This window comes from Burkholderia sp. AU38729, from assembly GCF_020419725.1.
Lineage (GTDB): Bacteria > Pseudomonadota > Gammaproteobacteria > Burkholderiales > Burkholderiaceae > Burkholderia.
Genome location: NZ_JAIZQO010000002.1, coordinates 791,580 through 817,053 on the forward strand (window position 1 = coordinate 791,580; position 25,474 = coordinate 817,053).

Annotated in this window: 24 protein-coding genes; 11 read left to right on the forward strand and 13 right to left on the reverse strand. The window is 68.8% G+C overall.

Annotated elements, in window-relative coordinates; all coding sequences use genetic code 11:
- Positions 1-57 precede the first annotated feature (57 nt).
- Positions 58-1,401 (forward strand): hemolysin family protein, encoded by a 1,344-nt coding sequence (locus LGM56_RS08520; RefSeq protein ID WP_089497418.1) that lies wholly within the window; start codon positions 58-60, stop codon positions 1,399-1,401.
- A 22-nt stretch (positions 1,402-1,423) separates the two neighbouring features.
- Positions 1,424-2,008 carry a thiamine phosphate synthase gene (locus tag LGM56_RS08525; protein WP_226204121.1) on the forward strand — a complete coding sequence of 195 codons (585 nt, stop codon included), beginning with the start codon at positions 1,424-1,426 and terminating at the stop codon, positions 2,006-2,008.
- Between the two features lie 72 nt (positions 2,009-2,080).
- Here the strand turns inward: LGM56_RS08525 and LGM56_RS08530 are convergent, their stop codons facing one another.
- Positions 2,081-3,733, reverse strand: a complete 1,653-nt coding sequence (locus tag LGM56_RS08530; RefSeq protein ID WP_226204238.1) for a DUF3459 domain-containing protein — start codon at positions 3,731-3,733, stop codon at positions 2,081-2,083.
- A gap of 309 nt (positions 3,734-4,042) precedes the next feature.
- Between LGM56_RS08530 and LGM56_RS08535 the strand changes: the two genes are divergently transcribed.
- Positions 4,043-4,750: a class I SAM-dependent methyltransferase gene (locus LGM56_RS08535; protein WP_226204123.1), complete on the forward strand. Its 708-nt coding sequence runs from the start codon at positions 4,043-4,045 to the stop codon at positions 4,748-4,750.
- A gap of 108 nt (positions 4,751-4,858) precedes the next feature.
- Positions 4,859-5,527 carry a glutathione S-transferase gene (locus LGM56_RS08540; protein WP_089497421.1) on the forward strand — a complete coding sequence of 223 codons (669 nt, stop codon included), beginning with the start codon at positions 4,859-4,861 and terminating at the stop codon, positions 5,525-5,527.
- Between the two features lie 24 nt (positions 5,528-5,551).
- Here the strand turns inward: LGM56_RS08540 and LGM56_RS08545 are convergent, their stop codons facing one another.
- Complete coding sequence (locus tag LGM56_RS08545) at positions 5,552-6,205, reverse strand: DUF1345 domain-containing protein (protein WP_039360521.1); 654 nt, start codon at positions 6,203-6,205, stop codon at positions 5,552-5,554.
- A gap of 139 nt (positions 6,206-6,344) precedes the next feature.
- On the opposite strand from LGM56_RS08545, the gene LGM56_RS08550 reads away from it, so the two are divergent.
- Entirely contained in the window at positions 6,345-7,076 is a 732-nt protein-coding gene (locus LGM56_RS08550) for a metallophosphoesterase (RefSeq protein ID WP_089497422.1), read from the forward strand.
- A 55-nt stretch (positions 7,077-7,131) separates the two neighbouring features.
- Here the strand turns inward: LGM56_RS08550 and LGM56_RS08555 are convergent, their stop codons facing one another.
- Together LGM56_RS08555 and LGM56_RS08560 are read right to left on the reverse strand one after the other, a co-directional pair.
- Positions 7,132-7,827: an RES family NAD+ phosphorylase gene (locus LGM56_RS08555; RefSeq protein WP_089497423.1), complete on the reverse strand. Its 696-nt coding sequence runs from the start codon at positions 7,825-7,827 to the stop codon at positions 7,132-7,134.
- A gap of 2 nt (positions 7,828-7,829) precedes the next feature.
- Positions 7,830-8,249, reverse strand: a complete 420-nt coding sequence (locus LGM56_RS08560) for an MbcA/ParS/Xre antitoxin family protein (RefSeq protein ID WP_011355846.1) — start codon at positions 8,247-8,249, stop codon at positions 7,830-7,832.
- 233 nt (positions 8,250-8,482) lie between these two features.
- Between LGM56_RS08560 and LGM56_RS08565 the strand changes: the two genes are divergently transcribed.
- Together LGM56_RS08565 and LGM56_RS08570 are read left to right on the forward strand one after the other, a co-directional pair.
- A complete protein-coding gene (locus tag LGM56_RS08565; RefSeq protein ID WP_069251060.1) occupies positions 8,483-9,265 on the forward strand; it encodes an ABC transporter substrate-binding protein in 783 nt (260 codons plus the stop codon).
- 1,116 nt (positions 9,266-10,381) lie between these two features.
- Positions 10,382-10,768, forward strand: a complete 387-nt coding sequence (locus tag LGM56_RS08570) for a GtrA family protein (RefSeq protein WP_089497425.1) — start codon at positions 10,382-10,384, stop codon at positions 10,766-10,768.
- A gap of 28 nt (positions 10,769-10,796) precedes the next feature.
- Here LGM56_RS08570 and LGM56_RS08575 read toward each other — a convergent pair whose 3' ends face one another.
- On the reverse strand, positions 10,797-12,278 hold the full coding sequence (locus tag LGM56_RS08575; RefSeq protein ID WP_089497426.1) for a sigma-54 dependent transcriptional regulator: 1,482 nt from the start codon (positions 12,276-12,278) through the stop codon (positions 10,797-10,799).
- Positions 12,279-12,728: 450 nt separating this feature from the next.
- A complete protein-coding gene (locus LGM56_RS08580; protein WP_226204126.1) occupies positions 12,729-13,646 on the reverse strand; it encodes a metal-dependent hydrolase in 918 nt (305 codons plus the stop codon).
- 581 nt (positions 13,647-14,227) lie between these two features.
- On the opposite strand from LGM56_RS08580, the gene LGM56_RS08585 reads away from it, so the two are divergent.
- On the forward strand, positions 14,228-14,569 hold the full coding sequence (locus LGM56_RS08585; RefSeq protein WP_011355854.1) for an FKBP-type peptidyl-prolyl cis-trans isomerase: 342 nt from the start codon (positions 14,228-14,230) through the stop codon (positions 14,567-14,569).
- 34 nt (positions 14,570-14,603) lie between these two features.
- The gene (locus LGM56_RS08590; RefSeq protein WP_226204129.1) at positions 14,604-15,377 is read left to right on the forward strand and encodes an AraC family transcriptional regulator; all 774 of its coding nucleotides are present in this window, start codon (positions 14,604-14,606) and stop codon (positions 15,375-15,377) included.
- Positions 15,378-15,438: 61 nt separating this feature from the next.
- Here the strand turns inward: LGM56_RS08590 and LGM56_RS08595 are convergent, their stop codons facing one another.
- Positions 15,439-15,864 (reverse strand): GNAT family N-acetyltransferase, encoded by a 426-nt coding sequence (locus tag LGM56_RS08595; RefSeq protein ID WP_226204132.1) that lies wholly within the window; start codon positions 15,862-15,864, stop codon positions 15,439-15,441.
- 160 nt (positions 15,865-16,024) lie between these two features.
- On the opposite strand from LGM56_RS08595, the gene LGM56_RS08600 reads away from it, so the two are divergent.
- Entirely contained in the window at positions 16,025-17,464 is a 1,440-nt protein-coding gene (locus LGM56_RS08600) for an MFS transporter (RefSeq protein WP_226204135.1), read from the forward strand.
- A gap of 27 nt (positions 17,465-17,491) precedes the next feature.
- On the opposite strand, the gene LGM56_RS08605 is transcribed toward LGM56_RS08600, so the two are convergent.
- On the reverse strand, positions 17,492-17,944 hold the full coding sequence (locus tag LGM56_RS08605) for a winged helix-turn-helix transcriptional regulator (RefSeq protein ID WP_179254914.1): 453 nt from the start codon (positions 17,942-17,944) through the stop codon (positions 17,492-17,494).
- A 154-nt stretch (positions 17,945-18,098) separates the two neighbouring features.
- Between LGM56_RS08605 and LGM56_RS08610 the strand changes: the two genes are divergently transcribed.
- On the forward strand, positions 18,099-19,334 hold the full coding sequence (locus LGM56_RS08610; protein ID WP_226204138.1) for an MFS transporter: 1,236 nt from the start codon (positions 18,099-18,101) through the stop codon (positions 19,332-19,334).
- Between the two features lie 131 nt (positions 19,335-19,465).
- Here LGM56_RS08610 and LGM56_RS08615 read toward each other — a convergent pair whose 3' ends face one another.
- Genes LGM56_RS08615 through LGM56_RS08635 form a run of 5 tightly spaced genes read right to left on the reverse strand, consistent with a single transcriptional unit; the run spans position 19,466 to position 25,441 of the window.
- A complete protein-coding gene (locus tag LGM56_RS08615) occupies positions 19,466-20,632 on the reverse strand; it encodes a glycosyltransferase family 4 protein (RefSeq protein ID WP_226204141.1) in 1,167 nt (388 codons plus the stop codon).
- Positions 20,632-21,816 carry a glycosyltransferase family 4 protein gene (locus tag LGM56_RS08620; RefSeq protein WP_226204144.1) on the reverse strand — a complete coding sequence of 395 codons (1,185 nt, stop codon included), beginning with the start codon at positions 21,814-21,816 and terminating at the stop codon, positions 20,632-20,634. The genes LGM56_RS08615 and LGM56_RS08620 overlap by 1 nt, the downstream gene beginning before the upstream one ends.
- Positions 21,813-23,279, reverse strand: a complete 1,467-nt coding sequence (locus tag LGM56_RS08625) for a glucose-6-phosphate isomerase (RefSeq protein WP_089486255.1) — start codon at positions 23,277-23,279, stop codon at positions 21,813-21,815. Before LGM56_RS08625 ends, LGM56_RS08620 begins: the two co-directional genes overlap by 4 nt.
- A 10-nt stretch (positions 23,280-23,289) precedes the next feature.
- Positions 23,290-24,438 carry a glycosyltransferase family 4 protein gene (locus LGM56_RS08630; protein ID WP_089497433.1) on the reverse strand — a complete coding sequence of 383 codons (1,149 nt, stop codon included), beginning with the start codon at positions 24,436-24,438 and terminating at the stop codon, positions 23,290-23,292.
- Between the two features lie 43 nt (positions 24,439-24,481).
- The gene (locus LGM56_RS08635) at positions 24,482-25,441 is read right to left on the reverse strand and encodes a glycosyltransferase family 2 protein (RefSeq protein ID WP_089497434.1); all 960 of its coding nucleotides are present in this window, start codon (positions 25,439-25,441) and stop codon (positions 24,482-24,484) included.
- Between the last annotated feature and the right edge of the window lie 33 nt (positions 25,442-25,474).

Genomic DNA, 25,474 nt, shown 5'->3' on the forward strand with positions numbered 1-25,474 from the left:
ATTACAAATTCCTTTCTGGCTCTATACTGACGGGCCTGTCATAACCGGAGTGCTTCTTTGTTACAGATCTTCGCGCTCATCGGCGCGTTGTTCCTGGTGGCCCTGAACGGGTTCTTCGTCGCGGCCGAATTCGGCCTCGTCAAACTGCGCGCCACGCGCGTCAAGACACTGGCCCGCAAGCACGGCCTGCGCGGCCGCATCCTCGGCATCGTGCACGGCCGGCTCGACGCGTATCTTTCCGCGTGCCAGCTCGGCATCACGCTTGCGTCGCTCGGCCTCGGCTGGGTCGGCGAACCGGCCTTCGCGCAACTGCTCGGCCCGTTGCTCGACCTGATCGGCGTGGAATCCGAACGCGTCGTGCACCTGATCTCGCTGGTGTTCGCGTTCTCGCTGATCTCGTTCCTGCACATCGTCGTCGGCGAGCTGGCGCCGAAATCGATGGCGATCCGCCAGCCGGAAAAGATCGGCCTGTGGGTCGCGCTGCCGCTCTATGCGTTCTACTGGGCGATGTATCCGGCGATCTGGGTGCTCAACAACAGCGCCAACGCGGTGCTGCGGCTCGCGGGGCTGTCCGCCGACCACGGCAGCGACGCCCACTACTCGACCGACGAGCTGAAGCTGATCCTGCGCAGCCGCCGCAGCACGGCCGGCAATCCGGCCCAGCCGGCGCGCGGCACGTACAGCAACGACGAATGGAACACGCTCGCGCATTCGCTCGACTTTTCGTCGATGACGGTGTCGGACCTGATGCGGCCGGCCCATGAAATGATCGGCCTGCGCCGCGACCTGCCGCTGCCCGACAACATGGAAATCGTCGCGCGGCACCGCTTCAGCCGCTATCCGCTGTTCGAGGATGCGTCGCGCGAACAGGTGAGCGGGCTGATCCACCTGAAGGACCTGCTGCTCGCGCGTCACGCGGGCGCGGCGCTGGAAGACCTGTCGGACTACGTCCGCCCCGTGCAGTACGTGCGGCCCGACACGCCCGCGCTCGACCTGTTCCGCCGCTTCCGCAAGGGCGCGCCGCACTTCGCGCTGGTCGGCAACAAGGGCGAGAAGCCGATCGGCTTCCTGACGCTCGACAACCTGCTCGGCGCGCTGGTCGGCCAGATCCACGACGAATTCCGCCAGGGCGACGCCGACTGGAGCCGCCTCGACGACGGCACGCTGATGGGCAAGGGCAGCCTGCCCGTCGTGTCGCTCGAGCAGGCGCTCGGCATCGACATCGACGAAGGCCGCGCGGAATCGGTCGGCGGCCTCGTGATCCAGGCGCTCAGCGACCTGCCGACCGAAGGGCAGCGCGTGTCGTTCGACCGCTTCGACGTCGTCGTGAAGAAGATGAACGGGCCGCGCATCGTGCTCGTGCGCGTCTACCCGAAGATCTCGAAAGAGGCCGACGAATGACGGCCGCGCTGCGCCGCACGCGATGAACGCCACGCTGCCGCGCTGCTGCGTGATCACGCCGGAGCCGGCGTCCGCGTCGGCGGCCGATTGCGCGGCGTTCCTCGACCGGCTGTCGGCCGTGCTCGCGCGCGGCGAGACGCTCGTGCAACTCCGCGTGAAGTCGCTCGATGCAGCCGCGTTCGCGCGACTCGCCACCGAAGCGCTCGCGCGCTGCGACGCGACCGGCGCGCACCTGATGCTGAACGGGCCAACCGATGCGGCCGGCGTGATGCGACTCGGCGGCGCCGGCTGGCATCTCGACGGCACCGCGTTGCGCGCGGCCACGCAGCGGCCGTTGCCGGCCGGAAGATGGGTGTCCGCCGCCTGTCACACGCGCGACGATCTGCTGCTGGCCGCGCGCGCCGGTGCGGATTTCGTCACGCTGTCGCCCGTGTTGCCGACGCTCAGCCATCCCGGTGCGCCGGCGCTCGGCTGGACACGGTTCGGCGCGCTGGCCGCCGAGGCCGCCATGCCCGTCTTCGCGCTCGGCGGCATGACACGTCTCCACCTCGACGATGCACGCCGCCACGGCGCCTACGGCATCGCAGGCATTCGCGGGTTCTGGTAGTTCGGAGATTGCCCTGCGGTGCAGCCGGGCGCAGATGCGCCCGGCTGCTCAAACGCTTGCCCGCTCACGTCGTCATGCGTTCAAGTTCGGACGCATGCCGCGCCAGGCACCGTCATCGATGCGACGCGCGTCGTGCGTGAGCGCATACCGGTTGACGTCACCCGTCAGCCACGCGACGAGCGCATACGGCGGCAACACGCCTTCATCGACCCGGTCGCGCGCACGCGCCGGCGTCTCGAACACGACTCGCCCGCTCGGCGCATCGAACGGCACCGCGTCGGGCGACAGGTTCAACGCGATCGTCAGCGTCTCGTCGTCGGCGAGCCGCCAGGATGCGAGCAGCGCGTCGGCATCGCCGTCGCCGTCCGACTTCAGCGCACGCGCTTCCTGCGGCCGGCAATCGGACAATCGCGGCGCGATCAGCTTCGCGCGCACCGCGAGCGCCGACTGCACGAAATGCGCGCGATCGGCATCGCGCGCGGTTTCGTCGAATATCAACGGGATCTGCGGCGTGAGCAGCGACAGCGCCAGTGCGGCCAGACCGGCCGCCTGCCCGTGGTCGCCCTGCCCGCAGTCGCGCCACGCGCCATCGGACAGCACCAGCGACGTCAACGACAGCCCGCCGTCGGCGGCCATGCCTTCCCCCGACCCGGCCGGCTGGAATGCGGCTCCGGCCGCGGTCAGCGCGCGGGCGAGCGTGTGGATCGACTGGTGCGTGGAAATGCCTTCGTGGGCCGACGTATCGCGCCCCGTCAGCCGGTGCAGCGCGCGTTCGCCGCACCCGTTCCACTGTGCATCGAAATGGGTATCGGCAAGATGCGCCGGATGCCGCTCGCTGCCGAGGACGAGATGGATCAGGCGGTCGGCCGGCACGGCCGCGCGCACGCGATCCGCGATCTCGCGCAGCCAGGACACGCCGATCCGGTCGGCTTCGCGCAGGCGCAGCCCGTCGCAACGGTATTCGTCGATCCAGTACAGCGCGTTGTCGCAGAAGAAATCGCAGACTTCCGGATGATCGAGCGCGAGCGGCGGCGCCTGGAGCGGATCGTCACGCGTATGGAAGAACGGCGCCGCGTAGTGGCGCAGCGCCTCGGTGCCGCTGCCGAAGCGCGCGTAATCGAGCTCCAGCAGCACCGCGAGACCGTAGCCGTGCGCGTCGTCGATCAGCGCCTTCAGCGCGTCGGGGCCGCCTTCCGCCGCGAGCGGCGCGAACGGCAGGCTGTCGTGCGGCGACGCGAGCAGCTCCAGCGCGGTCACGCCGAGCCGCGCGAGTTGCGGCAGGCGCCGGCGCACGCCGTCGAAGCCGCCCACCGCGTGCGGGCGAATCGCATAGAGCGCGATGTCTTCCCATGCGCGCCCGTGCCAGAACGTGTTGCGCCACGTGAACGCGCGCGGATCGATGACCTCGCTCGGGCCGTTGAGCCCTTCGGGTTGCGAGCGCGACGCGGGATCGGGAATCGATACCGCATCGTCGAGGCGATAGCGATAAAGCGCACCCGCACCGCAATCGGCAAAGACTTCGAACCAGTTCGTGCCGGCCGCCGTCATCGGGACGAGCAACGGGCCGAAGCCGGTATCGAGTTCGAGCTGGACCTGCGTGCTGCCCGGCGCCCACACGCGAAAATGCGTGCGCGGCGTCGCGCAGAGCGCGCCACAGGGCTGGGCGCCGAACGGCAAGCAGTGAATGTAGTGCTGCGCATACGGATCGTGCGGACAATCGGACATCATGCACTCCTCGTGCGTGCCGAGCGGCATGGCCGCGCCAGCGGGGCGCGGCGCATCGGGGCCCGGCATGCGACGGCCAGGCGGGGGGAGAGAAACGAGTATGCGCCGGATTCGCTACCGCGATGCATCGCGCCCGGACATTTTTAAATACGAATCGACCCCGGGAAAACCCGCAATCCCGCCGGTCCCGACGAGTCGGGTAGCCGCCATACCGGAATGGTTGCTCGCCTTGTTGCACCGGCCGCGCACGCTTACGCTCTGCGCCATGCTCGCGGACACGACGTCCGCGCCCGACCCGAGGAACCCGCCATGTCGCTTCCCGCCAGCGCCGCCAAATTCGATCCGGCACGCGCGCACGAATACGCCGAGCAATCCCGCATCGCACTCGCCGGCTACGATGCCTGCCACGAACTCACCGCGTGCATGCTCGCGTCGGCGATCGCGGCGCCCGACGCGCGAATCCTCGTCGCCGGCGCGGGCGGCACCGGGCAGGAAATCTGCGTGGCGGCCGCGCTCGAGCCGGGCTGGCAATTCACGGCCGTCGACCCGTCCGCGCCGATGCTCGCGCTCGCGCGCTCGAACGTCGAGGCCGCGGGTTTCGGCGCACGCACGGCATTCGTCGAGGACAGCGTCGAGGCGTTGCCCGACACGCCCGCGTTCGACGGCGCGACGCTGATCGGCGTGCTGCACCACGTCCCCGGCGACGAAGCGAAGGCGGCGCTGCTGCATGCGATCGCGCGGCGCCTGAAACCCGGCGCGCCGCTCGTGCTCGCCGGCAACCATCGCCGCTACGCGGACCACCCTCGCCTGCTCGGCGCGTGGCAGCAGCGCTGGCGCATGAAAGGTACGACGCCCGACGCGGTGCGCGCGCAACTCGCGAAGATCCTGCAGGGCGCCGATCCGCCCGCGTCAGAGGAAGCCGTGTTCGGCCTGCTGCGCGATGCGGGCTTCGATGCGCCGCTGCGCTTTTTCGCGAGCCTGTTCTGGGGTGCTTGGATCGCGGTGCGGGGCGGCTGACCAGACGCGGTCGTCTAGACGCCGTTCGTCACGGCGCGCGGCGCGTTTCGCGTACGCGCCCTATGCGCTGGGTATGATGTCGTTCCCGCCCCCACTCCCAGCGTCGACATGCTCACCGTCCATCACCTGAACAACTCGCGCTCGCAGCGCGTGCTCTGGCTGCTCGAAGAACTGGATGTGCCGTACGAGATCGTGCGCTACGCGCGCGACCCGAAAACGATGCTCGCGCCGCCCGAATTGCGCGCGATCCATCCGCTCGGCAAGTCGCCGGTCGTCACCGACGAAGGCCGCACGTATGCCGAATCGGGCGCGATCATCGAATACCTGGTCGAACGCTACGGCAACGGGCGCCTGGCGCCGCCGCCCGGCACGCCCGAGCGGCACGACTTCACGTACTGGCTGCACTACGCGGAAGGGTCGGCGATGCCGCCGCTGCTGCTCAAGCTCGTCGCGCTGCGGATCGCACACGCGCCGATGCCGTTCTTCGCACGGCCGATCGCACGCAAGATCGCCGACACGCTGCAATCGAGCTTCGTCGATCCGCAGATCGCGCTGCATCTCGGCTATGTCAACGACACGTTGAGCCGCACTGGCTGGTTCGTCGGCGACGGTTTCAGCGCAGCCGACATCCAGATGAGCTTTCCGCTCGAAGCCGCGACCGCGCGCGGGGGCGGCAGCCGCTATCCGGCAATCGCACGTTTCCTCGATGCGATCCACGCGCGGCCCGCGTACCAGCGGGCGCTGGAACGCGGCGGCCCGTACGACCTGCTCAAGTAACGCGGCGAATCGCCCTGGCCTGCATCAGCTCAGCAGGCCCGCCGCGACGTTGATCGACAGCCCGAGCACGGCCATGTTGAAGTAGAACGACAGGATCGACTGCGCGAGTACCGAGCGCCGCGCGGAGCGGTTCGTCATCGACACGTCGGCCGTCTGCGACGCGACCGCGATCGTGAACGCGAAATACAGGAAATCCCAGTAATCGGGCTCCGGGCTCCGGTCCGGGAAACGAAGCGCGCGGTCGTTGCCGGGCGAGCCGTAATAGAGGCGCGCATAGTGCAGCGTGAAAATCGTCGGAATCATGAACCACGCGCCGAACAGCGTCGCGCCCGTGATCGCGTAGTGGCTGAGCCCCGCGCGAAAGCCGACGCTTTTGACGGTCGCGAGCTCGATCGCGATCGCGGCCACGCTCGCGACGGTCGCAAGGGACACGATGGTCAGCACGGTCGTCGCGTTTTCGTCCTCGCGAATCGCGATGTCGCGCACCTGGTCATGATGCGCGGTGACCATGCGCACCCACATCAGCGCGAGATACAGCCAGACCGCGCAATCCCAGCCGATCAGCGCCCGTACGGTCGGACGCAGCGGAAACGGCAGCAGTACCGCGCACAGCAAGCCGGCGACGAACGCCGCGACCATGCGCGGCCGGTTGCGTAATACCTGCGGATAAATCGTCATCATGTGATTCCGAAAGCAAATGGAAAGGGTTCGGCCGGCGCGCGGGACTGCCCGCCGCGCCGCACCGGCGGGTATTGTCCCGATTATCGCCATTCCATCGTGACGTGGCGATGGGGACGCAAGCGCCTAAGATATTGGGATGACTGCCATCGCCCCCCTCTGCCGCCATCCGGCGAACACGGTCGGCCGCGACTTCGTCGTTGGCGACCTGCACGGCTGCGTGGATGTGCTGCGCGCGCTGCTGCACGACATCCGCTTCGATCCGGCCCGCGACCGCCTGTTCTCGGTCGGCGACCTCGTCGACCGCGGCCCGGCCTCCGAAACCACGCTCGACCTGCTCGACCGCCCGTGGTGCCACGTCGTGCGCGGCAATCACGAGGAAGTGCTGAGCCTCGTGGCGCGCGGCAAGCTGTCGCCCGACGCGTGGCGCGGGATCGGCGGCGACTGGGGTGCCGACCTGCCGCCGGAACGGCTGCACGCGCATGCGGCACGCATCGACGCGCTGCCACTGGTGCGCGTGATCGGCGACGGCCCCGGGCGCTTCAACGTACTGCACGCGGAATTCTTCGGCTCGGACGCCGATCTCGACACCGGCAGCTATGCGCACGACGTGCGCGAGCGGCTGATCTGGGGCCGCGATCTCGTCCAGGGGCTCGCCGATCCGGCGCGGCAGGCCGGGCTGTCGCTGACCTGCACCGGGCACACGCCGGTGCGCGCGCCACAGCGGATCGGCGCGCAGTGGTTCATCGACACGGGCGCGTTCGCACCGGCCGGGCGGCTCACGCTCGCCGAGCCGCGCACCGGGCGCACCTGGTCGATGACGCAGGCCGAGGCACGCGAGCGCCATGCGGGCGACTGGCCGCTGCCTTGAGGCGGCTGATATGCGCTGATAGATGCTAATAGGTGCTGACGCCCGCGAGCAGGCCCTAGCCCACCTGGTTCAGTTCGAACACCGCATCGACGGCCGAGCCGTTCCAGTTGTATTCGAGGTAGGCCGCGTGATGGCAGTCGCGCAGCAGCGCGGTGCGGAACGCCGCCAGGCACTCGCCGCGCGGGTCGCGCACCGACGGATAGACGATGCCCGCGCCGCCCGCATTGCGCACCGCGCGACCGAGCGCCTGCCCGGCGCTGTAATCGAGCGGATGCAGCAGCGCCGGATCGCGTTTGGGCCACACGCGTATGTCGGCCACGTCGCCCTGCGCGATCACCGTATAGAGCCGCATTTGCTGGCGCATCGGCGGCTCCCTCGTCGCTTCCAGGAACAACGCGCTGTGATACCGCGTTTCGGCGATCGCCGTATCGCGCGAACGCGCGCAGTAGAACACGCCGTAGCTGCCGTCGGAAAAGCGGCTGCCCTGCGGATTCAGATGCGTGAACGCGGCCATGATCGGTCCCCAGCCCTGCCCGTAGCGGCGCTCGGCGGGCGGCACGAGGTCGAGCGTGCCGACTTCGTTGCGGATGCGGTCGTTGGTCAGCGATTCGAGTGCGTAAAGCGCGTCGAAATCGTCCGCCGAGGCCACGCGGTCGAAGAGGTTGATCGCCGGGAAACGGGTGGGGATCACACGATAGGCTGGCGCCCAGTCGACCGCGGTCGTGGGCCATTGTTGTGCTTGGATCGGCATGGTCACGCCCAGCCACCTCGCATCGCGTCGAGATATTGCCGGACGGCGACCAGATCGCCGACGTTGCCGGCGAGCATCCGGTCGAGTGCGCGCTTGCCGCCGAACGGCGCCGCGTCGTTGGGCCGCTTGACCCACGCATCGGCCGCGGCCGGCTGCGGCAGCAGGATCTGCAGTGCCTTGTAGATGCCGAGCAACAGCGATAGCCGTTCGAGCGTATCGCGCGGCAGCCGCGCCGATTCCGGCGTGGCCTTCCACTTGAAGAACGTCGAACGGCCGGGCGACCCGAGCAGCACGATCTGCTCGTCGATCGTCAGTTCCCAGTCGCGCGCGATGTTGAAAAACGCGCGCAGGCCGGCCGCCGACATCTGCGCGACCGAGGCCTGCGGCGGGGCGGAGTGCGATTCATAGGCGGGCTGTGACATGATCGTTAGTCTCGAAACGAATTTACTAACAAGATTAGTCCATTTTCGTATTTTTGCAAGGGTCGAGACCGCCGATCGATCCGCTCCTCCGACCAAACGATATTTTTTGTCCATTCTGGACTCTTATTTTATTTTCTGCGTTAATGGCCGTGCGGACACCGCGCGCAGACGCGGTTCGTATCCGTGAAACCGTGTCGCACAGAAACCGGAAGCACCCCGCCAAGGAACGCACCATGAAGAGACTGATTGCCGCTGTTTCGATCGCCCTGCTCGCGGTATCCGCAGGCCCCGCCGTCGCGAAGGACTGGACCACGATCCGCTTCGGCACCGATGCCAGCTACGCGCCGTTCGAGTCGAAGGCGCCCGACGGCAAGCTCGTCGGCTTCGACATCGACCTCGGCAACGAGATCTGCGCGCGCCTGAAGGCGAAGTGCGTGTGGCTCGAGAACGATTTCGACGGGATGATTCCGGCGCTGAAGGCGAAGAAGTTCGACGCGGTGCTGTCGTCGATGTCGATTACGCCGCAACGTGCGCAGCAGATCGGCTTCACGACGAAGATCTACAACCAGCCGACGCGGCTCGTCGTGAAGAAGGGTTCGCCGCTGCTGCCGACGGCCGAATCGCTGAAGGGCAAATCGATCGGCGTCGAACAGGGCACGACGCAGGAAACGTATGCGAAGGCGTACTGGGGCAAGCAAGGCGCGAACGTCGTGTCGTACCAGAACCAGGACGGCGTGTACGCGGACCTGACGTCGGGCCGCCTCGACGCGGCGTTGCAGGATGAAGTGCAGGCGGCCATCGGGTTCCTGAAATCGCCGCGCGGCGCGAACTACACGTTCGTCGGCCCCGAGCTCGTCGACGAGAAGGTGCTCGGCATCGGCGCCGGCATCGGGCTGCGCAAGGAGGACACCGACCTGAAGGCGAAGATCGACGGCGCCATCCTCGATATGGTCAAGGACGGCACCTACAAGCGGCTCGCGTCGAAGTACTTCGACTTCGACATCTACGGCGGTTGAAACGGCGTCGCGCGCGTACGGGCGCCACTCCCGTCGCGCGCGTCCGACCGCCCCTCCCCTCACCACCGGACGGCACCGGCGCTACACCGTTTGCCGTCGCATCGAATGCTTCATCCGTCGCACACATCGCACGACGCTGCGCATTTCATTCGGATTGCAGATCGATCGTTCACGGGGACGATGCCTCGCGCGAACGGATATCGTGCGGCTTCAGTCAGTAGGCGAAGACCGGGCGTCGAGGGACCGGCGCCCGTGTGCACATGCCCTTGCGAATCGGGTTCGGGTGCAGGAAAGTGCCGACCCGGCGCGGATGACCGGCAATCAGCCGGATCCGCCTCGCACCGGGCGCGGAGAGATGGCCTGTCGATGCATGCCGGCCGGCTGCAAGAACGGCGTTCGACCGGCGATGCTCCGACTCACTGCGATCGCGGCCTGCCGGCCGCGGCGTGTGGCGATCGATCATTTTTCTTCCCCGTTTCAATCTGATGGTTGTTCCGGCAACCGGACGAGACCGGTGCCCCGACGATCAGGCGACGACACGCCGTGCTCGCCGGAACGCAGCTGTCGTGCCGCGCTCCGCCGCCGCATCCCCGCGGACCGTGTCCAGGCCGGTACTGACAGGGTTCGCTGCCGAACCGGACGGACCGTGCATCGTCGACTTTCGCACGCTCACTATTGCAAGGAGCGGGCCAGCGTCGCGCGAGCCCGTCCGGACAAGGGGTTGACCCGGCAGCGTGGTGGCCGGAACGGGTGCGGAAGGCGGGAAGTTACGAAACTGAAACACACGGCGCGCGGCCTGCGCTGGCCGTGTCGCGGCGCTGCCTTGCCGGATAAGGCTGAACAATGCGCCGCGACATTTTTACCGACGGGTAGCCGGCCGTTCACCCCGATTTGCCGCGCCAATTTGCGTGACTGCCGAGGCGAAAATGTTTCATGCGCTTTACATGGCGCAGGCGGCACGGGAGCCGCAGGTTGTCCGCACATCCATCGGCCGACGGCATCGCTATACTGCGAAACCGGCGCGCGTCATGTTTGCGCCGGCGCCCTTCGCCGGCGCGTGACGCACCTCACGACACCGCCCCACACGCCGCCCCATCACCCGAACGACCGCCCCCGATGATCCGCACCCTCTATACCGCCGAACGCGCCAGGCTGATTCGCTTCGGGGTGTCGGGCGTCGGCTCGACCGCGCTGCATGCGCTGATCGCGGCCGCGATGTTCGCGCTGTTCGACGCGACGCCGGTGAGCGCGAACGCGGTCGCGTTCGCGTGCTCGACCGCGTTCTCGTATCTCGCCAACACGCTGTGGAGTTTTTCGTCGCCGGTGACGTGGGGCAACTTCGTGCGCTTTCTCGCCGTCGCGCTGGCCGGCCTCGGCATGACGATGCTGCTGGCGCACGCCACCGAGACGCTCGGCCTCGCCCGCGCGTGGAGCATCGTCGCGGTCGTGCTGTGCGTGCCGCCGGTCACGTTCGTGCTGCACCGGCTCTGGACCTATCGCTGAACCGGCTCGCGCGTCACGCATGCGCCGCTCAGCCGACCCGCTGATGCCCCGCGTCGCCGGACGGCGTGCCGTCGTGGCCGCCGTTGTCGCCGTTCCCGCCGTTGTTGTCGTGATCGTTCAGCCCGTGCTCGATCATCATCCGGTAGAGCGTCACGCGTGAAATGCCGAGTTCGGCCGCGGCCTTGTTGATGCGGTGATCGTTGCGCAGCAGCGCATTCTCGATCGCGGTGCGCTCGGCGAGCGCCCGCGCCTGTTCGAGCGTCACGGGTTCGGTTTCGCCCGGCGTCTCGAGCCCGAGATCGTGCGGCGTCAGCAGCCGGCTCTCGGCCATCACGATCGCGCGCCGCACGCGGTTGATCAGCTCGCGCACGTTGCCCGGCCATTCGTAGCGGCGCATCGCATCGAGCGCGGCCGACGTGAAGCCGCTGATCTTGCGGCCGCTGTCGGACTTGAATTTCTGCAGCACGTAGTGCGCGAGGATGTCGATATCCTTGCCGCGCGCGCGCAGCGGCGGCTCGTGGATGCGCAGCACGCACAGGCGGTGATACAGGTCGGCGCGGAAGCGCCCGGCCTCGACCGCGCCGTCGAGATCGACGTGGGTGGCCGAGATGATCCGTACGTCGACCGGAATCGATTCCTGCCCGCCGAGCCGCTCGATCTTCCCTTCCTGCAGGAAACGCAGCAGGCTTGCCTGGCTTTCGACCGGCATGTCGCCGATTTCGTCGAGAAACAGCGTGCCGCCGTTCGCCGATTCGATCCGGCCCGCGCGCCGCTGGTTCGCGCCGGTGAACGCGCCGCGCTCGTAGCCGAACAGTTCCGACTGCAGCAGGTGATGCGGAATCGCGCCGCAATTGATCGCGACGAACGGCCCCTTGCCGCGGCCGGAGCGCTCGTGAATCGCGAGCGCCGTCAGCTCCTTGCCGGTGCCCGACTCGCCCGAGATGAACACGCTCGCGTCGGTCTTCGCGACCTTGCGGATCGTGCTGAACAGCTGCTGCATCGCCTCGCAGTTGCCGATCATCCCGTGTTCGCCGATCGACGCCGCATAGGCCGCGCCATCGACGCGATCGAGCGCGGCCATCCCGCGCGCATGGCCGAGCACGTGCGAAATCCATTCGTAGGGCAACGGAAGGGTCACGTAATCGAAGCAATAGCTGCGGATCAGTTCGCGCACCGCGGGGCTGATCGTGATGCCGGCCTGCGCGATGGAAATCCAGCCGATCGACGGCTGGCTCAGGCACGCCTTCAGCGCGGGATAGTCGCGCGACGTGAACCCGGTGAAATCGACCAGACCGGCGGCGACGCTTACGCCGGAGGTCATGTTCTGCGCGGCGCCGGCCGTCTTCGCGACGGCGATTTCCCAGCCGAGACCGCGCAGTTGCGCAAGCAACGGCTCATCGGGCGAACGCATGATCACGAACAGCTTGCGTCCGTCCTCGGGCGCGGTGACGGACACATGCGACATCTCGGGCACCGCATGCCCGTTTGCGTCAGGTGACCTAGCAACCATCGTTGTTCCCCGCTTCGCGTTGGTATCGCGCCGGCTCGCCGTCTCACGCGACGGACCTTGGTCGAACCGACATATTGGCCGCATTTCCGTCCGAATAAAATCCCCCCGTGCAGGAATCGCGCGTGAGGTGGACATTGTCATGAACGGTATATCGATGCGGCCGGCGCGCGGCTAGATGGGTGTTATCCCGGTGGCGTACGCGGCGGGCCCCCTGAAAGGATGGCTGCGCGGCGCGCAAAGCCGCGCCGGTGCTGGCGCATGGCGTTCCCGGGCGATGCCGCGCACGCCGGATCGGCTCGCTCGCGCATGCGTGCGCAACCGGTCGACGGGCCCGCAGGGCGCCCGTGCTGCCGGTTCGAATTGATTTCGGTCAATCGTCAGAAGAAGCCGGCTGATGCACGAACGCAACATGCGCGGCCCGATGCCGCGCATGCCGGCGCAGCGGCGATCTCAGCGGCCCGATGGGAGCGGCGCCGGCGCGTTGGCGCGGCCGCGGCCGGCCGGTGCGTCGCCCTGTTCGCCATAGGCGGCGGCGAGCGCATCGACCCGCGCCAGATGGTGGTGATTGTCGTGATCCCACGGATGGAAGCCCGGCCGGAAAAAGCTCAGCCATTCGCCGGCGATGCGCGGGAACAGCCCCCGGCGCGGCCCGTACAGGAACGCGATCATCCGCAGCATGCCGCGCACGTGATGGCCGGCGCCGCGATCGCGCCACAGCAGCGTCGCATGCATCAGGAATACGGTCGGCCAGAACGTCAGCGTCGTCAGCAGATACACGCCGATGCGGATCAGGTAACGGCGCAGGCCCGGCTCCATCGCGGTGTTCCATACGTCGAACGACACGGCCTTGTGCTCGGTTTCCTCGAGCGCGTGCCAGATCCACATCTGGCGGTAGCCCTCGACCGAGCCGTCGAGGCGCGTCGGGTCGCGCAGCAGCCAGTCGGCGAGCATCGCCGTGTAGTGCTCCGCCGCGACCGTATGCGCGAGCTGCACCGAATGCGGCAGCTTGCGCTTCATGTAGCCGAGCACCGTCCACACGCGCTTGTCGAGCTTGCGCGCGGGCAGGTGGTTCGCCTGCATCAGCTCGTTGTACTCGATGTGCTCGCGCGTGTGCATCGCCTCCTGGCCGATGAAGCCGAGCACCTGCTGCTTCAGCACGGGATCGTCGATCCGGTCGCGGTAGTTGCGCACCGAATCCATGAAGAAACGCTCGCCGGCCGGAAACAGCAGCGACAGCGCGTTGAAGAAATGGGTCACGTGCGACCCGAGGCCATGCCAGTCCTTCGCGCGTTCGACCGGCAGGTCGAAGCGCAGGTCGCGGCGCACCGGCATGATCCCGGCTGCGGTGGCGGAAGCGGCTGACTTCATGTTGATCGTTCTCCTGGTTCCGGAGCGGCCCGGCGCGTCGTCCGACGCAGCCGGCGCAGGCCCGGGCGGCGCATCGCGCACCGCCAAAATCTTGACATCGGCAGCTGTAAAGATAGGCCGCCCGCGGCGGCGCACGCAAGCCGCGCGGTAGATGCGCGCTTCCAAACAGGGCACGGTCGAAAAGGCGGAAAAGACGGCGCTCGAACAGCGTCCCGACGGGGCGGGATTCGAACGCGCGCGGTGGCTCGCGAGCGCTACGCGCCGCGCCGTGCCGCGTCACGTCGACAGTCTGAAAGCCCCGTGCGGCGGGCGTTTCACGGAAGTCGGCGACACCACGCGGCACGCAGCGGCGCGCCCCGGTAGCACCGATTCATACACGCGTCGCACGCGCACGGTGCAACCGCGGGCACGAGGCGCGCGAAAAATTCAAACGCGCGTTCCATTTGCGTTTCGGACGATCGCGGCCACGGTGGCCCGGTGCCGCCCGCGACACGCGTGCGAGCGGCCGACAGCCCCGAGCGCCGACCCGTTGCGCGCTCGCCTACAATAGCGGTTTTACCCATCCTTTTTCAGGAGAAGTCATGTCTGTCATCACGACCGAATCGGGCCTCAAATACGAAGACCTGACCGAAGGCACCGGCGACGTAGCGCAAGCCGGCCAGACCGTCAGCGTCCACTACACGGGCTGGCTGACCGACGGTCAGAAATTCGATTCGAGCAAGGATCGCAACGACCCGTTCGCGTTCGTGCTCGGCGGCGGCATGGTCATCAAGGGCTGGGACGAAGGCGTGCAGGGTATGAAAGTCGGCGGCGTGCGTCGCCTGACGATCCCGCCGCAACTCGGCTACGGCCCGCGCGGCGCAGGCGGCGTGATTCCGCCGAATGCCACGCTCGTGTTCGAAGTCGAGCTGCTCGACATCTGACAACGCACGCGAGCCGCCGCCTGACGCCTGCCCCATGGCACACCTTGCGTCCCCCACCATCGCACTGCAACGCTACGACATGCTCGAAGCGTCGGACGTGCACGACTTTCACCAGATCGTGCTCGGCATCGACGGTGCGATGGTGATGGCGGTGGACGGCGTCAGCCAGCGGCTCGACCGGCACGGCGCGTGGCTGGTTCCGGCCGGCGCGCGCCACGATTACGCGGGCCTCGGCGAGAACCGCCAGCTCGTACTCAATCTTCCCCTCGCGTCGCTCGCGGTGCCGCAGCGGCTGTTCGACAGCGCGCGCGCCGTGGCGATCGATCCGGCACTGACGTCGCTGGTCGCGCAGATCGCGGCCGCCGCCGCGCAACTCGACGCCCCCGCCGACGACGCGCGGCACGCGGCCGCGCATCGTTTCCAGTGGCAGGCCGCCGCACGGCTGTGCGGCGCGCTGCTCGACGAACGCGCGATCGCCGCGCCCGCCTCGGGCCTCGATTTCGCGCGCATCGACCGCTGGCTGCGCGCACGGCTCGAGGAGCCGCTGCGCATCGCCGATCTCGCCGCGCACTGCGGCTACGGGATGCGCCGCTTTCATCAACTGTTCGTCGACGCGTTCGGTGAAACGCCGCATCGCTACCTGCAGCGGCTCAGGCTCGACGCGGCCGTGATCCTGCTCGCGGACGGCCGGTATCCGCTCGTCGATATCGCCGGGAGGGTCGGCTTCGCGGATCAAAGCACGTTCACCCATGCGTTCACGAAACGCTTCGGCGTGGCGCCCGGACGCTGGCGCGGCGAGCGGCATTGAACGGCCACGCGTCGCCGGTTTTTCCGCGACAGCGGCTACGCCGCGCGCTCGCGCGGCGGCATTACGGCCGGACGAGCTTCGACAACCGTTGTCCGTCCCGCATGAAGCCGTGCCGCGCGTAAAAGCGGTGCGCATCGAGCCGAAGGTCGCCGCTCGTCACCTCCAGTTTCACGCACCCCGTCGACTCGAACCAGATGTGCGCCGCCGCGATCAGTGCGCCGCCGACACCCTGCCCGCGACAGCCTTCGTCGACGACCAGACTGGTGATACGCCCGAGATTGCCGTGTGCGTGAAATAGCGCAAGCGCATGCAGGCTGATGCAGCCCACCACGCTGCCCGCGACCGTCGCGACCAAGATGCGGTCGACCGCGCTCGGCAACAGGGCTGCCAGCTTATCGCGGATCATCGCAGGGGTCGCATCGTAGCCAAGCTGGTGCATCAGTCTTGCGATGTCGGCGTGATCGGCGATCTGCGCGTCGCGCGTCATCAGGTTCGAGGAAGTCATCCGGATGGGCCTGTCGAAAGTCGATGTGTGCGGTGGCAGGCATGAGCCACCGCAGTGCCATGTTAATCGCCGTGCACGGGCACGTATCGACGCTTCACGTTCCGCTGAAACATTGCATGTCCGTCGCGCCTACGATTGACGCATGGATACGACCACCCCCACGCCCGCCTTCCCGTCCGCGCTCGCCCGCGTCGTCGCGACCGTCAGCACCGGTTTCGTCGTGACGCAGCTCGACGTGACGATCGTCAACATCGCGCTCGCGCATCTCGCCGGTGACCTGCGCTTGCCGGTCGCCGGCCTGCAGTGGGTCGTCGACGCATACACGCTCGCGTTCGCGGTACTGATGCTGTCGGGCGGCGCGCTCGGCGACCGCTTCGGCGCGCGGCGCCTGTACATCGCTGGCCTCGTGCTGTTCGCGCTGGCGTCGCTCGCGTGCGGCGCCGCGAGCGCGCCCGCGATGCTGATCGCGGCGCGCGCGCTGCAGGGCGTCGGCGCCGCGGCGATGCTGCCCAATTCGCTCGCGCTGCTCAACGACGCGTGCCGGCACGACCCGCACCTGCGGGCGCGAGCCGTGGGCGGGTGGACGGCGGCCGGCTCGATTTCGATCGCCGCCGGCCCGGTGGTGGGCGGCGTGCTGATCGCGGCATGGGGCTGGCGCGGCATCTTCCTCGTGAACCTGCCGCTGTGCGCGGCCGGGCTGGCGGCTGCGTTTGCATGGATCCCCGCGCGCCGTGCGGCGGCGCCGGCCGCGCCCTCCCGTTCCATCCGCGCACTCGACCTGCGCGGCCAGTTCATCGCGATCGCGATGCTGACCGCGCTGACCGGCGCCGTGATCGAATGGCGGCCGCTCGGCTTCACGCATCCGGTCGTCGCCGGCGGCTTCGCGCTGGCCGCCCTCGCCGCGCTCGCGTTCGTCGCCGTGGAAACGCGCACGGCCACGCCGATGCTGCCGCTCTCGCTGTTCCGCCATCGCACCTTCAGCGCGGCCGTGCTGTTCGGGATCTGCGTGAACCTCACGTACTACGGCACCGTGTTCGTGCTCGCGCTGTACCTGCAGCGCGCACGCGGCGAAACGGCGTTGCAGGCGGGCCTTGCGTTCCTGCCGCTGACGGGCGGCTTCCTCCTGTCGAACCTCGCCAGCGGCCGTGTCGTGGCGCGTCACGGCCCGCGGGCGCCGATGCTGGCGGGCGCGCTCGTCGCCGCGCTCGGCTACGGGTCGCTGCATGTCATCGACGCGTCGACGCCGCTGGCCGTCCTGCTCGTGCCGTTCCTGCTGATTCCGACCGGCATGGGCTTCGCGGTGCCGGCGATGACGACCGCCGTGCTCGCGTCGGTCGCGCCCGAACGGGCCGGCATCGCGTCGGCCGTGCTGAATACCGCGCGGCAGGCCGGCGGCGCGATCGGCGTGGCTGCGTTCGGCGCGCTCGCCGGCGGTGGCGGCGCGGCGCAGGTCGTGGACGGGTTGCGGATCGAAACGACCGTGTCGGTCGCGCTGCTCGTCACCGCCGCGCTGCTCGCGACGCGGGTGCGGCCCGATGCGGATCGTGGCGCGTCGTCCGCGCGTCAGGCCGTCAGGTCGTGACGGCGGCCGATTGAACCACGCGTGCGGTCACGCGTCGCCGATCTTCCTCACGACCGTCTCGGCCGCCTTCAAAGGCCGGCCGTCGTCATGCCGCAGCGCGAGCTTGCGGACCGCCCGCCCCGTGCTGCGGTCGACCAGCACCGAATGCGGCTCGCCGCGCGCGAACAGGTTCGCCTCCCCCCACTGCCTCAGCATCACGATCACCGGAAACAGCCCTTCGCCCTTCTTGGTCAGCACGTACTCCTGATACGCGGTGCCGTCGGATGCCGGCACGACGTCGAACACGCCGGCGTCCACCAGCATCTTCAGCCGGTCGGACAGGATGTTGCTCGCGACACCGAGGCTCGCGCGGAAATCGCCGAACCGGCGCACGCCGTCGAACGCATCGCGCACGATCAGCAACGCCCAGCGATCGCCGACGATATCGGTCGCCCGCGCCACCGGGCACGGCGAATCCGCAAGACTTTTCTGCCTGGCCATGTTCCTCTCCGCAATCTTGCCGGCCGCCTCCGCGGCAACGCCGGCCATCCGTGCGCGGACATTTCGCCAGCCGCACAACAGGTTGCATTTTAAAACTACTTTTCCTACACTTCACACTAGTTTCAATTTGCAACTACATTGCACGAGGGAACCCATGGCGTCTTCCTGTCATTCCGGCACCGTTGCGTCGACCGCGCCAACACATGCCGCGCATCCGCCCGACGGCGCCCGCCTGTCCGCGGCGCGCGTCGCGTTGCTGGCCGTCTGCTGCGCGGCCAGTGTCGCGAACGTCTACTATGCGCAGCCGCTGCTCGATTCGATCGCGCGGGATTTCGGCGTGTCGCAGGCGGCCGTCAGCGGCATCATCACCGCGACGCAACTCGGCTGTGCGCTCGCGCTGCTGTTCGTCGTGCCGCTCGGCGACCTGCTGAACCGCAAGCGCCTGGTCACCGTGCAGCTACTGCTGCTGACGGCGGCCTGCATCGGTGTCGCCGCCTCGTCGACGCGCGTCGCGCTGCTGGCCGGGATGGTCGCGGTCGGGCTGCTCGGCACCGCGATGACGCAAGGGCTGATCGCGTGCTCGGCCGCGCTCGCGGGCGCCGGCGAACGCGGGCGCGTGGTGGGCGCCGCGCAAGGTGGCGTCGTGGTCGGGTTGCTGGCCGCGCGCTCGCTGGCGGGCGTCGTCACCGACATCGCGGGCTGGCGGGCCGTCTATCTGGTGTCGGGTGCGCTCGCGATCGCGATGCTCGTCGTGCTGTCGCGGCTATTGCCGGACGAGATCGGCCCGCGCGAGCGCATCGGCTACGCGGCGCTGCTGCGATCGATGGCGTCGCTGCTGCGCGATGAACGCGTGCTGCGCGTGCGTGGCGCGATCGCACTGCTGATGTTCGCGGCCTTCAGCATCTTCTGGAGCGCGCTGGTGCTGCCGCTGAGCGCGCCGCCGCACACGATGTCGCATACGCAGATCGGCGCGTTCGGCCTCGTCGGCGCACTGGGCGCGGCAGCGGCCGCCCGCGCGGGACGGCTTGCGGATCGCGGGCGCGGCGAAGCAACGACCGGCGCCGCGCTCGCACTGCTCGCGTGCGCGTGGCTGCCGCTCGCGTTCGGCGCGACGTCGATTGGATGGCTGATCGTCGGCATCGTGCTGCTCGATGTCGGCGGGCAGGCCGTCCACGTCGTCAACCAGAGCATGATTCTCGGCACGCGGCCCGATGCGCATGCGCGCCTCGTCGGCTGCTACATGCTGTTCTATTCGGCTGGCAGCGGACTCGGCGCGATTGCGTCGACGATGATGTATGCGCGCGCCGGATGGATGGGCGTCTGCGTGCTCGGCGCGGTCGTGAGCGTGGCGGCGCTTGGCGTGTGGGCCGCCACGCTCAGGCGCGCGTGACACGTGCCGGCGCCACATATCGGAGGGAGAAGGCCCGCCTGCCCTTCGCGGGCGCCGGCTTGCGAACCGGCCGCGAACGCGCCGCCGGTTCGGCTTTCGGTTCGGCGCGCAGGTCGCGCGCCGCGGCACACTCAACCTGCCGCCTGGATCGCCTCTTCGTACACGCCGGCCACGCGCCGCGCGATCACCGCGTTGTCGAAATGGTCACGTGCATAACGCTTGCACGCGGCTTCGTCGGGCAGCGTGATCGCACCCGACAACGCGGCACCGAGCCCTTCCGCGATCGCGTCCGCGCCCGTGGACGGCAGCACGAGATCGTCGGACAGCCCGGCCACCGCCTCCGGCAGCCCGCCCACCGGCGTGACCAGCACGGGCGTGCCGGAGGCGAGCGATTCGACGGTGATCAGCCCGAAGCCTTCGAGAGCGACCGTCGGCACGACGCTGACCGTCGCCGCGCGGTACAGCGCCGCGAGATGGTTGTCGGGCACGAAGCCGAGCAGCTTCACGTTGTCCTGCAGCCCGGCGGCTTCGATGCGCTGCTGCAGTTCCTCGCCGATCTTGCCCTTGCCGGCGATCAGCAGCAGCACGTCCGGGTGGCGGTGCTTGAGGAGGCCGATCGCGTCGATCAGGTCCTCCAGCCCCATGCGCCGCACGAGCCGGCGCACGGCCAGCACGATCGGCCGGTCCTGCGGCAGCTGCAGCTTGTGCCGCGCCTCGGCCGGCGTGAGCGGCGTATCGAACTGCGCGGTATCGACGCAGCCGGGAATCACGCGCACGCGCGACGGATCGATCCCGTAACGGTTCGTCAGGATCTGGCCGAACGCCTGCGACAGCACGATCAGCCGCGACGAACGCGTATAGACGGCCTGTTCGAGATAGCGCTTCGCGCGCTGGCCGAGCGACGCGGCGCCCTCGACCTGGCTTTCGTCGGCCCACGGCCCCTGGAAATGCGATACCTGCGGAATCCCGCGCGTGACGTCGAGGCCCGGGAACGTGTACAGCGCGAAGTGCGACGAGATCACGTCCGGCCGCTCGCTGCGGATCTCCTCGCGCAACGCGCGCCGCGCGGCGAGCATCCGGCGTGCAAGCGACTCCGATGCGGGGCCGAAGCCCTGGATCGCGCCGTCCGTGTCGTCGGCGACCTTCGGCGAGCCGGCAACGAGCCCGCGCACCTCGACGCCCGCGCCCGGCAGCGCGCCGACGAGCGAGTAGTACATCCGGTCGAGGCCGCCCGCGCGTTCGGGGAACCAGTGCATGCCGATCTGCAACGATTTGATCGGCCGGGAAGAGTGGGACATCACGTTTGCTCCTGCGTGACTGCATGCTCGGCCCGCTCGAATGCGGACGGCTGCGTGGGTTGGCCGATGCGCCGGTAAAGCGCGACATACTGGGCGCCCATGTGCGCCCAGCCGAAACGGGACATCAGTTCGCGGGCGGCTTCGCCCATCGTGCGACAGGTGTCGCGCGATGCCGCGAGCGAGCCGATCGCCTGCGCGAGCGCCGCCGGATCGTCCGGGTCCTCCAGCACGATCCCGCATTCGCGCGTGATGATTTCCGCGCCGCCCGCCGTGCGCGCGGTGACGACCGGCAGCCCGGCCGCCATCGCCTCGAGCAGCGACAGGCTCATCGCTTCGTAGCGCGACGGGAACACGTACGCGTCGACCGAGCGCATCAGCGTCGGCATGTTTTTAACGAGGCCGAGGAAATGCACGCGCGAATCGATGCCGAGCGCGCGCGCCTCCTCCGGATACGGGCTGCCGGGCAGGTAGCCTGCCACCGCCAGGTGCACGTTCGCCGGCAGCTTCGTCAGCGCCTTCAGCACGGTGCCGAGGTTCTTGCGCGGCGTGCGCAGGTCGCCGACGAACAGCAGCAGGAACGCGTCGTCCGGCAGCTTGAATGCCGCGCGGTCGGCCTGCGCCCCCGCGAACGCGCTGGCGTCGACACCGTTGTAGATCACGCTGATCTTGCGGCTGTCGATGCCGAGCCCGGCGATCTCGTCGGCCACCTTCTGCGACACGGCCGTGATCGCGCGCGAACGCCGGTACGCCCAGCGCTCGAGCGTGGTGTTCACGCGCGTATAGACGTACTGGTAGGCCGACCACAGCCCCTTCGTCGGCCCGAACGGATAGTACGGACTCTTGAACCAGCCGCCGTGCACGAAGTGCGCGGTATTCACGTCGGCCTTGATCCACGAAATGAAGCCGTTCACGTGCAACACGTCGTACTCGCTGCGGTGCGATCGCAGCCAGGCCGCGCTCTTCAGCGCGAACACCTGCTGCTTGACGAGATTCGACGGCCAGAAGCCGCCGACCTTCACGGGCACCCAGCGCACGCGCGGGTCGGCCAGCAGCTCGGGCGCGACATGCGACGCGACCAGCGTGACCTCGTAGTTCTCGGCCAGCGCCGCGCGCGCGATTTCGTAATTGACGCGGCCCTGCCCGTCGTTATGTCGCACGACGTGCGTGACGATCGCGATTCTCAATGGTCGCCCCCCCGTAAACGCGCGGCGGCCAGCAGGCGTTGCGCCTTTTGCCAGTGCGCCGCGGAAAGAATCGAAAAAATGGCTGTGAACATCAGCAGGCCGCCCGTGCCGATCAGCGAGTTCGTGAACACGAGCATCGCGAAGGTCGACAGGCACAGGCTCAGGCACGCGCCGACGAACTTGTCCTTGCGCAACTTGAACGCCGCGCGCAGCGTCCGGCCGAACAGCATCACGACGCCCGAGAGGTACAGCAGCGTGCCGGGCCAGCCGAGCACGAACGGCACGTTCATCACGCCGCTGTCGAAGCTGCCGTACTTGCCGAGCTCGCCGCTGTCGCTCGACAGCTTCGTGGATGCACCCGTCGCGCCCATCCCTTCGCCGGCGACGTCGGTGAACGCCGTCTGCGCGAAGGTGGCGTAGAACTTGTTGCGGTCGTCGTAGCTGCGGTCGTCCTTCAGGTTCGTGATCGACTGCAGGCGCGCGCCGAGACGGTCGGCCACCGGCCCGACGGTCAGCAGCGGCACGCACAGGCCGACCAGCACGACGCCGCTGATCAGGATCCGCATCCGCACGCGGTTGTTCGACTGCGCGAGCTGGATCGCGAGCGCGATCACCCAGCCGCCCCACGTCGAGCGCACGAGACACAGGGCGAACGACACGAAGCCGGCCGCCCCCGCGAACCAGCGGATCTTCTGCGGCGCGGCGAACACGAACACCAGCGCGCCCATGATCGCGAACGCGAACGGCCCCGACGAGTTCATCGTGCTGAACACGCGCACGCCGTACGGCACCGGCTCGCCCTGCGAGCCCATGTCGGAGCCGATCATCCACAGCACGTCCCACTGCGGCATCACGAAATACTGGACGACGCCGTACAGGCCCATCACGAGCATGCCCCACATGAACGTGGACAGCAGCACGTCGCGGTACTCGGGGTAGTCGCGCGCGTTGACCATGATGTGAAAGCCGATCAGCACCGGGTACACCCAGTTCGCGAGGTCGTAGGTCGCGGCCATCACGCCGCTCGACACGATCCCGACGAGGTATGCGTACGCGAGCCCGAACAGCATCAGCAGGATCGGAATCCCGCGCCGCTGCGCGAGCACGCGGTAATGCCGGATCAGCCCGAGGCCGGCGATCATCGTCACCGCGAGCGGCGCGACCTGGATCAGGCTCGTCGGCGTGAACGCGCCCTTCGACCAGTCGGCGAGACGCCGCACTTCCGGGCTCAGGAACCACACCCACCACATGAAGCCGACGTAGCGCGCCGGACTCTTGAAATACAGCCAGAGGCCGACCGCGATGGCCAGCACCGGGAACGCGAGCGTCAGCACCTTGCCCTGGTGAATGGCGATCAGCGCGGCCGTGAACGTCCACAGCCCGGCCTGCCCGACCCAGTGCTTCGGCTCGGGAAGCCAGTTGCGTTTGCGCGACGGTGCGCGTTCGGCGGCAATCGTACTCATCGATCCGCTCTCAGCGCGACGACGGGCGCGAATCCGCGAGCGGCATCGCGAGGCCCGCGGCGGACGGCGTGCGGCGCCGGCGCAGCATGTCGCGCGTGATCCGCACGTGCTGCTCGGCGAACGCCTGCGTGGTCAGGTCGCGGTCGCGCAGGCACGCGGCGGCGGCCTGCGCGCAGGCGAGCGCCGCGACCGGGTCGGCCACGAAGCGATCGGCGGCCTGGCGCATCGCCTGCGCGTCGAACGCCGGCACATAGGCGGCCGTATCGTGCGGGAAGTAGTCGCTGAGCCCGCCGACATCCGACACGATCATCGGCTTGCCGACGGCGGCGGCCTCGAGCATCACCGTGATGCCCGACGCATGGAAGTTCGGCCGCAGCGGCACGACGATCACGTCGGCCCACGCGTACAGCTCGTGCTGCTTCGCGAGCCCCGATGCCGAGCCGATCTTCACGTTCGGCGCATGCCACTCGCGCGGCACGCGGCGGCGCGTCGCGAGCCGCACGTCGTAGCGCTCGTCGCCGCCGAACGCGGCGAGGAACGTGCGCCAGTCACGGTCGCGATCGTTGCCGATCGCCGCGATCCGCAGCGGCCGGTTCGGTTGCCATTGCCGCGGCTCGGCGATCGGGAAATCCTGCGTGTTCAGCCCGTAGTAGACGAACTCGGCGTCGCGGCCGAGATAGCGGCGGCACAGGTCGGCGTTGGCGCGGGCCAGCGTGGTCAGCGCGTCGGCGCGCGAGATCAGCTTGCGGTACAGCCAGCGGCGCGGGCCGCCGAAGCTGTTCCACTTGTCGAACAGCCATACGCTCTGCGCGAGCAGCAGCGGGCGCTTGCCCTGCGCGCCGGCCAGCTTCAGGATCAGCGCAGCGGCCAGATGCTCCTGTTCCGTGTGCGTCCAGATCACGTCGGTGTTCAGCAGCGCGGCGCGGTTGCGCCACGCATGCACGACGTCGAAGCCGAGCGCCGCCTTCAGCGCGCGGCGCGCTAGGCTGGCGACGCGGTTCTCGCCGCCGTCCTGCGAATAGGTCAGCCGGAATTCGTCGGATTCTGCATGGTGATAGCCGTACAGGCAGCCGATGTTCTCGCCTTTCCGGTAGGTACGCGGATCGGCGCCATAAAACAGGTGAACGTGGACGTTCGTCGCAGCTTTCGTTGCAGTCATGCGAGCCCTCCGTGGGGGGTCGCGCGCGAGGCGCGCAGACCGTTCAAGACGTCACCGGCGGCATCGCCGCACGATGGGGGGCAAGGTTCGCGCGGCGGGCATCGCGCGCGCCGCGGCGCACCGCGCGCCAGTGCTCGCGGATCCGCTCGCGCTGCGCCGTATGCAGCGACAGCAGCACGTGCGCGAGGCCCGGGTAGACGCGCGTGCCGACCAGCGTCCACCACCACCACGCGATCTCGCGCCGGACCGGCGGCAGATGCTCGCGCAGGATCAGGTGCATGTTGTACGCGCCGTTGCTGATCGCATTCAGCGACGCGGCATCGCGCCGGTCGTCGTCGAAGCGCTCGGCCGGGAAATGATCGACCGCGATCGCCGGGTCGTAGACGAGCTTCCAGCCGTCGCGCTGCACGTGCATGCTGAAACCCATGTCGTTGTGCATCTGCGCGCCGGCGCCGCGCAGCCGCGTGTCGAAGCGCAGCCGCTCGATCGCCGCGCGGCGGTAGCTCATGTTCGCGCCTTTCAGCATGTCGACTTCGCGCAGGCCGCCGACGCCGAGATGATGGTTGCCGACGATCTTGCCGGACAGCGTGAGCTGGCCGACGCGTTCGCGCGATTCGTCGAGCACGCGGCCCTTCTCGTGCACCCAGTCGCGCCCGCCAACCGCGCCCACGCGCGGATCGGCCTCGAACACCGACTCGACGCGCGCGAGCCAGTCGGGGTGCGGCGCCGCGTCGTCGTCGGTGATCGCGACGATGTCGCCGTTGGCCGAGTCGAGCCCCTTGTTCAGCGCGGCGACCTGGCCCGGCACCTCGACCGGCACGATGCGCAGCGGCAGCGTGCCGCCGACCGCCGGATCGGCGAGCCGTTCGTGCGTGGCGTCATCCTCCGGGCGCGCGACGACGATCACCTCGTCGGGCAGCCGATGCTGGCGCTGCAGCGCCAGCAGGCAGCGCGCGAGGTCGGCGGGCCGCCGATAGGTCGGAACGAGCACGGAAATTTTCATCGTTGATTCTCCTGTCGGCCGGGCAGGCAACAC